This window comes from Paractinoplanes maris (genome assembly GCF_023544465.1).
In the GTDB taxonomy this organism is placed as follows: Bacteria; Actinomycetota; Actinomycetes; order Mycobacteriales; family Micromonosporaceae; genus Actinoplanes; species Actinoplanes maris.
In genome coordinates, this window is record NZ_JALPVL010000003.1 from 276108 (window position 1) to 285159 (window position 9052).

General features: G+C 66.6%; 16 protein-coding genes. 15 read left to right on the top strand and 1 reads right to left on the bottom strand.

Features of this window, described 5'->3' with window-relative positions; genetic code table 11:
• The 15 genes from NAG42_RS10150 (at position 1) to NAG42_RS10220 (ending at position 8637) form a co-directional block, all read left to right on the top strand.
• A complete protein-coding gene (locus NAG42_RS10150) occupies positions 1–207 on the top strand; it encodes a hypothetical protein (RefSeq protein ID WP_250029743.1) in 207 nt (68 codons plus the stop codon).
• Positions 204–551 carry a hypothetical protein gene (locus tag NAG42_RS10155; RefSeq protein WP_250029745.1) on the top strand — a complete coding sequence of 116 codons (348 nt, stop codon included), beginning with the start codon at positions 204–206 and terminating at the stop codon, positions 549–551. Before NAG42_RS10150 ends, NAG42_RS10155 begins: the two co-directional genes overlap by 4 nt.
• Complete coding sequence (locus NAG42_RS10160; RefSeq protein WP_250029747.1) at positions 548–820, top strand: hypothetical protein; 273 nt, start codon at positions 548–550, stop codon at positions 818–820. The genes NAG42_RS10155 and NAG42_RS10160 overlap by 4 nt, the downstream gene beginning before the upstream one ends.
• Positions 817–1173: a hypothetical protein gene (locus tag NAG42_RS10165; protein WP_250029748.1), complete on the top strand. Its 357-nt coding sequence runs from the start codon at positions 817–819 to the stop codon at positions 1171–1173. Before NAG42_RS10160 ends, NAG42_RS10165 begins: the two co-directional genes overlap by 4 nt.
• Before the next feature lie 120 nt (positions 1174–1293).
• Complete coding sequence (locus NAG42_RS10170; RefSeq protein WP_250029750.1) at positions 1294–1551, top strand: hypothetical protein; 258 nt, start codon at positions 1294–1296, stop codon at positions 1549–1551.
• Positions 1552–2129: 578 nt separating this feature from the next.
• Entirely contained in the window at positions 2130–2606 is a 477-nt protein-coding gene (locus NAG42_RS10175; RefSeq protein WP_250029752.1) for a hypothetical protein, read from the top strand.
• Positions 2603–3277, top strand: coding sequence for an ATP-binding protein (locus NAG42_RS10180; protein WP_250029754.1), 675 nt, complete (start codon positions 2603–2605; stop codon positions 3275–3277). Before NAG42_RS10175 ends, NAG42_RS10180 begins: the two co-directional genes overlap by 4 nt.
• On the top strand, positions 3274–4620 hold the full coding sequence (locus NAG42_RS44840; RefSeq protein ID WP_250029755.1) for a replicative DNA helicase: 1347 nt from the start codon (positions 3274–3276) through the stop codon (positions 4618–4620). The genes NAG42_RS10180 and NAG42_RS44840 overlap by 4 nt, the downstream gene beginning before the upstream one ends.
• A 14-nt stretch (positions 4621–4634) precedes the next feature.
• Positions 4635–4994, top strand: coding sequence for a hypothetical protein (locus NAG42_RS10190; protein ID WP_250029757.1), 360 nt, complete (start codon positions 4635–4637; stop codon positions 4992–4994).
• An 86-nt stretch (positions 4995–5080) separates the two neighbouring features.
• Positions 5081–5701: a PDDEXK family nuclease gene (locus NAG42_RS10195; protein ID WP_250029758.1), complete on the top strand. Its 621-nt coding sequence runs from the start codon at positions 5081–5083 to the stop codon at positions 5699–5701.
• A 480-nt stretch (positions 5702–6181) separates the two neighbouring features.
• On the top strand, positions 6182–6361 hold the full coding sequence (locus NAG42_RS10200; RefSeq protein WP_250029760.1) for a hypothetical protein: 180 nt from the start codon (positions 6182–6184) through the stop codon (positions 6359–6361).
• 28 nt (positions 6362–6389) lie between these two features.
• On the top strand, positions 6390–7076 hold the full coding sequence (locus NAG42_RS10205; protein WP_250029762.1) for a hypothetical protein: 687 nt from the start codon (positions 6390–6392) through the stop codon (positions 7074–7076).
• A gap of 108 nt (positions 7077–7184) precedes the next feature.
• Positions 7185–7979 carry a hypothetical protein gene (locus NAG42_RS10210; RefSeq protein ID WP_250029763.1) on the top strand — a complete coding sequence of 265 codons (795 nt, stop codon included), beginning with the start codon at positions 7185–7187 and terminating at the stop codon, positions 7977–7979.
• The gene (locus NAG42_RS10215; RefSeq protein WP_250029765.1) at positions 7976–8227 is read left to right on the top strand and encodes a hypothetical protein; all 252 of its coding nucleotides are present in this window, start codon (positions 7976–7978) and stop codon (positions 8225–8227) included. The genes NAG42_RS10210 and NAG42_RS10215 overlap by 4 nt, the downstream gene beginning before the upstream one ends.
• On the top strand, positions 8224–8637 hold the full coding sequence (locus NAG42_RS10220; protein WP_250029767.1) for a hypothetical protein: 414 nt from the start codon (positions 8224–8226) through the stop codon (positions 8635–8637). Before NAG42_RS10215 ends, NAG42_RS10220 begins: the two co-directional genes overlap by 4 nt.
• A gap of 5 nt (positions 8638–8642) precedes the next feature.
• Here the strand turns inward: NAG42_RS10220 and NAG42_RS10225 are convergent, their stop codons facing one another.
• Positions 8643–8945 carry a hypothetical protein gene (locus tag NAG42_RS10225; RefSeq protein WP_250029768.1) on the bottom strand — a complete coding sequence of 101 codons (303 nt, stop codon included), beginning with the start codon at positions 8943–8945 and terminating at the stop codon, positions 8643–8645.
• Between the last annotated feature and the right edge of the window lie 107 nt (positions 8946–9052).

The window sequence follows — 9052 nt, forward strand, 5'->3', positions numbered from 1 at the left end:
GTGAGCGAGTTCCCCGCATCGGACCTGATCGAGCGCGCCGCGCAGGCCGGTTTCCGGATGACCACAGCGGGCCGCCAAGCCCTCGCCCATCCCGCCGACGACCAGATCGCCGAGATCAACGCAGCCCTGGATCAGGGCGTGACGTTCGACCAGTTCTCCACCGCCGAGTGGGACGGCGAGCCGCTTTTCGAGGAGATGACGCGATGAGCAAGCCGCCCACAATCGCTAGCGTCAACATCAATCTGCACTGGGGAGCCCAGGAGTGGGGTCTCGACTGCGCGCGGTGCGACTGGTCCTGGGATATCGCCGCCTCCAACCCCTCGCTCGGGATCCTCGCGCAGGTTGCGGAAGCACACCTTGCCGAGGCCCACCCTGCGGCCGACGAGGGAGCGGTGCTGACCCTCGCGCAGGGCATCGACACGCTGCCGACCGCCAACGACCAGTACCTGGACTGGATGCGCCGCCACGGGCTGGGGCACGCCGCCGGCGTCGGGGCGGTCATCAGCGCTGTCCGCCAAGACCTGCGACAGCTTCCGGGAGGAACGGCATGACCGCCTACGTGACCCTTGAGGACCGCCGCTACCTACGGGCGGTCGACGCCGGCCAGGTCACCCAATCCCACAGCGGCAGGCCCGTACTGCGTGGCCAGTGGTCCGCGGGACGACGCGACGGCCTCCACACCAAAGCCGTGGCGGAGGGCTGGGTGGGCGAACAGCCGGATGCGGGCGGCACGTACCGGCTGACAGAGGTGGGCGGGCAGGTGCTCGCTGAGGTGGCGGCACGGTCGGCGCCGGTCACCGTGCGGAAGGTGGCGTCGTGACGTTCCAGCCCGCAGACCCGGAGTACGGGCTCGACCAGTTCATGAGACTGGACGCGTTCGGCGGATGGGTGCCGGGTGGTATCGGCGGCAACCCGATGCTGACCGCGACCTTCCTGGAGTACGTCCGACGTGGCGGCGAGACGGACGTCGACGTCCCGGTCTGGCGGGAGTACGTGGCCAGCGAGGGCGATCCGGCATGGCTGGTCCAGGTCATGACTGTCGCCGCCGAGCTCGAGGCGATGACGGACGGCGGCGCTTGCGTCGAGTGCTTCGCCGAATATCTGAGCACGATGCTCGCTCGGAACTGGAGTACCGAGGAGCGCGAGGACTGGTCGCACGAGGGTGCCCCGTGACCACCTCCGGCCACATCCTCACCCGTGACCGCCTCGACGCCCGGCTGGCCGCCGTCAAGCAGTACACGTGCGCCGACTGAACCACTCCCCCGCATTATCGACATCGAGCAGGAGAACCGCATGTCATCCACTGGCACCGTCACCTGGGCCGAGCTGTTCCCGAACGGCCGGGACATCTTCTACGAGGGCGACAGCCCGGACGATTTCGCTGCTGAGATCGCCGCCAGGTACGGGTTCGACCCGCGCACAGACAAGCGCTGGTGGGAGGTGATCGACGGCGGCGGCGACATGGAGCCCTTCGTGTCGTACCGGTTCCACTGCCCTGTGCACCTGCTGGACGCGATCTACGGCAACGACAAGTACCCGCTGGGGTCCTGAGCCTCCAGGCGCCGCCTCGAGCGTTGCGCGCCTCTGACACTCCCCCTTCCCTATCTGCCCGAGGAGGTTCCGTGCCCGACATCTGGGCGCTCATGCGTGCCATCCGGCGATCCGGTCTTCCGGCGCCGGAGAGGCACACCCTCCTGACGCTGGCGACCCTGATCGATCCGGCGACCGGACTCATCCCGGAGCGCTTTATGCCGAGCCTCACGGACCTTGCGGGATTTACGGGGCTGGGTCGCTCGACCGTTGTTCGCGCTTTAAATGCCGCCGAAAATGGCGGATGGGTTAAGCGGACGGTGCCGTCAAAGCACGAGTCACAAAAGAACAAGGAACGAACCTCGTACCTTCTCGCGATCCCGGCCGGCGCCCCTGCCGACGAGCCCGAGGAGCCTGAGCGGGCTAGTGCCACAGCGGGACTAGTCCCAGAGCGGGACCAACTTGAGGGTTGGTCCCAGAGCGGGACTAGTGCCACAGCGGGACTAGGGCTAGTGCCAGAGCGGGACTGGGCTAGTGCCACAGCGGGACACAAAGAACTGAACCATGTGTACCTAGATGTACCACCACCTCCTCCGGAGGTGGTCCCGCGCGACGCGAGCGACGACCCCGGCGCCCTCTTCTCCGTGCCGGGTCAGCTCGGCGCAGCGACCGAGGACAAGAGCATCACCGACGAGCCGAAGAAAAAGGCGCCGGCGAAACGAAAGCGTCTGAGCCGAGAGGTAACCAAGAATCCCGAGACTCTCCCCGTCGGCTGGTCCGTATCCGCCGACATGGAGGCGTGGGCGAAAGAGAAGGCCCCCGACGTCATTAGCCGAATCGCTACCGAAAGGTTCATCACGTATTTCGGTGATGGGGGTAAGCGCAAGAAGGACTGGGACCTGACATGGCGCAACTGGCTACTCAGCGACCAGCAGCGTCACGCCGAGCGAGCCCAGGCCGCCAACGGCAGCGGCTACGCCAGCAACGGCACCGGCGCCCATAACCGCCAAGGCTCGACGTACCACCACATCCCTGACACCCGGGCCCCCGGCCGCAACTACAAGGAGAGGCTTTGACCAGCCAGTTCAACATTCAGGCCGACGACATCGGCGCCTACGCCAGACAGGTCCTCGCCCGCCAAGGTGTCGACCCGGACACTCAGCCCACCGCGGAGTACACGATCGCTGACCACCTGACCGAGGCGTACCGGGCCAAACTGGAGTCGCTGACCAAGGCGATGTTTCGCGACAAGAAGCCGACCGAGCCCGCAGTCGTCGAGTGGATGCGCGCCTTCGTCGCCGACCGGGCCACCTGCCCGAACCTCTTGCTGCAAGGGCCGACCGGCTCCGGGAAGACCCACAACGGCTACGCCGCCTTGTGGGGGATCACCCTGCATCACGCCCGCAAGGGCCACCGGTTCACGTTCGCGAAGACCACACATGCCGATTTCAACCAGGCCATGCGGCCCGCCCCGGACGGCTCCCACCTCGACACCCTCGCCGAATTCCAAGAGGTCGACCTGCTCCTGTTCGATGACCTCGGCGCCGGCCAGATGACCGACTGGTCCACCGACACCCTGCACCGGCTGGTCGACGAGCGCTGGGCCGAACAGCGACCGATGATTGTCACCACCAACCTGACCGCCCCGGAGATGCGCAACGTCCTCAACGACCGGGTCGTGTCCCGCCTGCTGCACTCAACCCAGGTCCCGCTCGAGGACGTCGACCACCGCCGGATCCAGCCGTGACCGAACACGACGACCTCCCCGGTTCAACGGTGTTCCACGACCACGGCGCCGAAAAGGTGGCGCTCGGCATGATGCTGCTTGACGGCGCGCTGATCGGCGACGTGGAGCAGATCGCCGATCAGGCCGCGTTCCACCACCCCGTCCACCACCTGCTGTTCGGTGTCCTCACCGACCTGCGTCAGGAGGGTGCGGCAACGGATCCGTACTCGGTAGTCGCCCACCTTGCCGAACGTGGCATGACCGCGAAGGTGCCGGACAACGGCATGTACGTCCACACCCTCATCGAAGCGGCATCGGTCGGCGGGGACGTCCGGCACTTCGCCCGGATCGTCGCCGACCGGGCGGTGCTGCGCGACCTCGACCTGCGGCTGTCCTCGGTGCGGGCTTCGATCCGGGCGGGCGGCGAGCGGTCCACCGCTGATCTGGTCGAACAGGCGCGTACGGCGGTGTCGGACCTGTCGCAGCGGGTCGGTGCCACTGGGCACACGTGGGCGTACTGGCCGGACCTGCTAGAGCCGGGCTTCGACGCTTTTGAGCATGCTGCCGACAGCGACGAGCCGCCCGGTATCCCCACTGGCATCCCTGAGCTCGATGACGCTATCCACGGTCTTCAGCCGGGCCGGCTCATCGTCGTCGCCGGGCCGCCGGGTTCGGGTAAGTCGACGCTCGGCGCCGGGAACTTTCCCCGCTCGGCGGCCTTCACCCACAAGGTCCCGACAGCGGTGATCTCGATGGAGATGCCGGTCAAGGAAATGTTCAACAGGCTGGCCTGCGCCGAGGCTGGGGTGTCGGCCACCGCCGCGGTCAAGGGGGAGCTGAGTCCGGGCGACTGGACGAAGTTGTCGAAGATGGCTGAACGCACCGGCGAGGCGCCGCTGTACATCTCCGATGTCAAGGGTCAGACGTTCGCTGACATCCGGGTTCGGGTGCGCCGTCTCCAGCAGGAGAAGGGCATTCATCTGCTGGTTGTCGACTACCTGGCGTTGATCAGGATCGCGTCGAACGCACCCCGGCATCAGCAGATCGACGAGTTGGTGAAGCAGTTCAAGGATCTGGCCGGCGAGCTCGACATCGCCGTGGTGCTGCTGGCTCAGACGAACCAGAACAGCGTGCAGCGGGGCGACAAGAGCCCCCAGCTGACCGACTTGAAGGAGTCCGGCGGTATCGCCGCCCACGCCGACGTCGTCATCTTCGTGCATCAGCCGTCGATGTTCGAGAAAGACAAACGCCCAGGTGAAGCGGATCTGTGCGTCCGTAAATCCCGCAACAGCGACACCCCGGACATCCCGGTAGCCGCCCAGCTCCACCTCAACCGGTTCGCGTCGTTCGCGATCCCGGCCTGACCGAAAGGACCCCCATGGAACTGATCGACTGGACCTGCGACACCTGTCACGGCAAGACGGAAGGCAAGGGTGCCATCTCCATCGCCTACGACGAGATCCACCGCGCCAACGACATCCTCAAGACCCTGGACGCCACCCGGCTGACCGTGGCGGACGCGGTAGCTCAGCCGAACCTCGCCTTGTGGAAGGTCGAATGCGACACCTGCGCGGGCGAGTGCATCGGTGCGTACTGGATCGACCTGCGGAAGCTCCGCGATGATGCTGACATTGTCGAGTGGACCAGGCACTTGGAGAGGAAGACGTGGTTCGCCGCGACGAATTGGGACGCGCTCGTTGCCTCCGCGCCTCGCGTGAAGCCCCTCCGAGTCGTCTGACCTAAACGAAGGGCGGGGACCTGAATGATCTCAGCACTCAGGTCCCCGCGCCCCCATCCTGCACCACTCTTTACGAGGAGGCGATCTTGACGTTCAAACCGATCGAGACGCACTACGCCGGCTGCCGGTTCCGGTCGCGCCTCGAAGCGCGCTGGGCGGTCTTCTTGGACCACCTCGACATCCGATGGGAGTACGAACCGCAGGGCTACACACTGCCATCTGGTGCCAACTACCTGCCCGACTTCTGGCTCCCTGGTCTGGGCCTGCATGTCGAGGTGAAAGGTCGAGAGGCTGACTTCGCGCTCGACGCACCGCGTTACGCGGAAGCAATTCACTCGAGGTCCCTACCCGGCGATGGCCTGATCATCCTCGGCCCGGTGCCCGACGCGAGCAAGAGGGTTCCGACGCATCTGGTTCTGGTTGCCGAGGAGTCACAGTCTGGCGATCTTCTGCTGTGTTGGCACGTGGCCTTGTTTGACATGATCGCTGGGGAGGATCCGATCCCGGCGAAGGAGATTGGGCTGCCCTGCACCGACCGGCAGTCCCTCGACCCGTTCGCAGTCCCGACGCTCGGCAAGCTCGAGAAGTCGTACAGCGGCTTCATCGGCGGCGGCACGATGCCAAAGGAGTGGCCAGTCGAGCCGAAGGTTGGAGCCGCCTATCGTGCTGCCCGGTCGGCTCGGTTTGAGCGTGGCGAGCGCGGGTGACCCACTTGGATATGGCGTGGCAAGCGCCTAGTGAACCGGCCAACTGACCCCACCGGGCATGAATCGGGCGCTGGTCGATGAACTACATCCCTGTTCTTCGCGCGATCATCTTCCCTCTGACCTGCGACAGCGCGATCGTGGATGTTGCCGGGGCTGCCTGTCATGCGGAAGCCATGAGTCACTGAAGGTCATTACTCACCCCTTGGCGGGCACCCCGGGCTCACACTGGACGTGTGCAGAAAGCCCCCTCAGCGCCTCCCAGGCGGCCGTGTCGTGCCTGCCAAAGGCTCTGCCTACCCTCGGCCATGATTTCGGGCTACGGGCCTGTGTGCGCGGCTGAGCGTGGCCTAACGGGCAGCACCCTCGACATCGGCCACGAAGGGCCGGACCTGCTCGACCTGCTCGCCGAGCAACAACCCGGCTAATCCGAACGGGCGTCGCGTCGTGGGAAAACCTGCCCCGGCCTGCTACAACGAGCAGGTGGGGATTCACCGAGACGCAGGCGGCACCAGCCCGGGCGCAGAGCAGCCGGCACCGGACGAACCCGAGTACGTCGCCGACCCGGACGACCCGTGGGGTTACCTCACCCGGCAGTCCACCGAGGAACTGACCCGCAGGGCCGCCGACGGTGACCCCGACCCGTGGCTCAAGCCCGCCTGACCCCCGACCTCGAAGGAACCCGGCACTGGTGAACATCCTCGACCGCATCCAGCGTGACCTTGATGGGCTGTGCCCGTGCGGCGCCCCACCCCACGACGGATCCGCGTACTGCTCCGAGGACTGTGTCCCGAACCATCGGGCCGAGGACACCACCAGCGACACCGACGGCACCCAAATGCGGTGGCGGCCCGACCTGGTCACCGAGGTCGACGACAGCGACCTCCTCAACCTCGGATCAGTCACCTGGTACGACGGCCGTTTCAACGCCCGGCTCTACCAGCGCGGCATCCCCGAACGGCCTAACCACCTTGTCTGGCATTTGCGCCTCGACGACGGCAACCGCTACGTCGGACTCGACCTGCACAACATCAGCGACACCCTCGACGCCGACCATGAGAGCCGCATGGCCCATGCGTGGGCGCGCCTCGAACGCGAACTGAGCGACCGGCGCCGGCTCGACCCTGACCCGTGGGCGCACGCAGAGGATCCGTGGGCGGACATCATGCGCCAGTACGAGGAGATCATTGATGACTATGTACTCGGCGCTGCTCGGCAGGCCGCCAGAGCGGGCGAGTCGCTGACCATTCAGCTCGACAACAGCGACGGAGTCTTTCAGCCCGTCGACTCTGCCGCGGTGCGCTGGTCGCTGCTGAACTGGTTCCCGACGCTGCCGGACACCGACGCTCGAAGCATTTTCCGGATCACCAGTACCTAGAGAGCGAAACGGCGCCGGACCGCAGATCCGACGCCGCCTCAACCACCCGTCCCACACGTGATCAGCGACGCCACAGTACCGGCTCAAACGTCGCAAAGGGGTCACCTAGTGGGTGGACAAGAGCACGTCTGCAACAGCGGCGAGCAGTGCCGCGCGTTCGACCCGGTCGCCAAACACGCCTACCCGACCACCGACCCTTTGTGCCGGGCCTGCCTCGAGCACGCCCAGCCGGCCATCCGCGGCTTGGTGTTCGACTACCTGGACCTGGCGCAGCTGCACGAGCCGTCCATGTCGCAGGCCATCGCCGAACGGGCCTCCGGGTCCAAAGAGCGCCCCATCCCGATCTCCCAGCACGTCGAAGCGCTGCAAGCCGAAATCATCCACGTCGCCACCACCTGGGAGTACGAACTCCGGGTGGCCTGCCACCTGTCCGACCCGCACAACTCCGCCCCCATCGCCGACTGGCACACCACCCTCACCAAACCCGTCCCCCTGGCCAAGGTCCGCCCCGGTGCCGCCGTTCAACGCGCCATCGGGGTCATCGCCCCCCGCCTCGACCGGCTCGCCGCCCTACCGGCCACCGCGGTCTGCCCCGCCGGCATCGAGGACCAGCCTGTCGACATGTGCGGGTGGCAGGCCGTCCAGCAACTCACCGACCTCCACGGCCGGGCCCGGGCCATGCTCGGGCGCACTACCCGCCGGTTCTGGATCCCCGGCGAATGCTGGGCGTGCCAAGCCCACCCCGTCCGTGGTGTGGACGGGCCGCTGTACCGCTCCGAACCCCGGTTCGAAGGCGACCCCATGCAGGTCAACTGCGACAAGTGCTCCGCCTACCGGGCGTACCCCGACTACGAGACGTACATGGCGACGCTGCTGTGGCCCGAGCTCGAGGTGGCCGCGTGAAGGCATGGCTGCGCCGACGACGTGAAATCCGGCGGCTCCGGCGCGAGGAAGACCACGCCCGTGACCGCTTCTTCCGCGCCCAGTACGCCTACCAGGACATCGCTGTCGTCCTCGGCAGTGAGCCAGGCGCATGGGCTGACCATGGCCCTGTGGGGCAGGCGCAGGCCGAGGTGCAGGAGAGCATCGACGACCTCAAGCGGGCCCAGCGTGACCTTCGCCGAGCCGAACAGGTGGGCCACATCGCGTGAACCCGGACCTCAACGAGCAGCCCCGCCGCAGCGCCTGGCCCAACCCTGTCGACACCGCCCTCGACCGGGCCCGCCGGGTCGCCGGCATGTACCGCGCCCACCTACGCATGCTCGACCTCGACGCCTGCAACCGGCTCGACGACACCGTGGCCGCGTTCGGGGAGACGTGGATGCTCGACAAGCCCGACATCGTCGACCCGGACCGGGAAGTCACCACAGCCGAAGCCGCTGAGCTCGTCAAGACCACACCGAAGCGCATCCGTGAGTGGGCGTGCCAGCTCCACCCTGACAAGCCGGACGAGCCTCTTCTGCCCCGCTTCAAGATGCGCGGCCGGGAGCGCACCTACCTCGCGGGCCATGTCCTTGCCGCGGCGGCATGGATGCGCCAGCGCTCCAGCCTTCGAGAGTGAACCTTCTACGAGGGCAACCGCGCCGCGATCTGTTCCAGCGCCTCAACAACCTGAGACATGTGATCTGCGGTTGCCCTGCCGCTGGTGTCAACCAGGCCGTTCAAGAGAGCGGCAACCTCGCTGCGGAGTCCCGACACTTGCTCGGCGACCGCCAGAATGGCGGTCGTGGTGGCTGCGTGCCGGTGACGGTCGCGTTGTTCAGGGTCGGGAGCCTGGCTGGCTTCATGCAGGTGTTGTTGGGCAACGTCGATGAATGTGGCCTTGCCGCTGCTGGTCATAGAGAAATCATCGAACTTGACGGATGCCACAGTTCCGGACAGTCGCGAAAGTGACTAACACCTAGCCAGCCAAACGGCTATCGCTAAACCGCGTGGCGCTGATGACTACGTGCCCTGAGGGTGATACTTTGCCCGTG

Excerpts from the sequence above, each read along its gene's own strand:
- NAG42_RS10155 (WP_250029745.1), top strand. The coding sequence starts at position 204 with ATGAGCAAGCCGCCCACAATCGCTAGCGTCAACATCAATCTGCACTGG.
- NAG42_RS10160 (WP_250029747.1), top strand. The coding sequence starts at position 548 with ATGACCGCCTACGTGACCCTTGAGGACCGCCGCTACCTACGGGCGGTC.
- NAG42_RS10170 (WP_250029750.1), top strand. The coding sequence starts at position 1,294 with ATGTCATCCACTGGCACCGTCACCTGGGCCGAGCTGTTCCCGAACGGC.
- NAG42_RS10190 (WP_250029757.1), top strand. The coding sequence starts at position 4,635 with ATGGAACTGATCGACTGGACCTGCGACACCTGTCACGGCAAGACGGAA.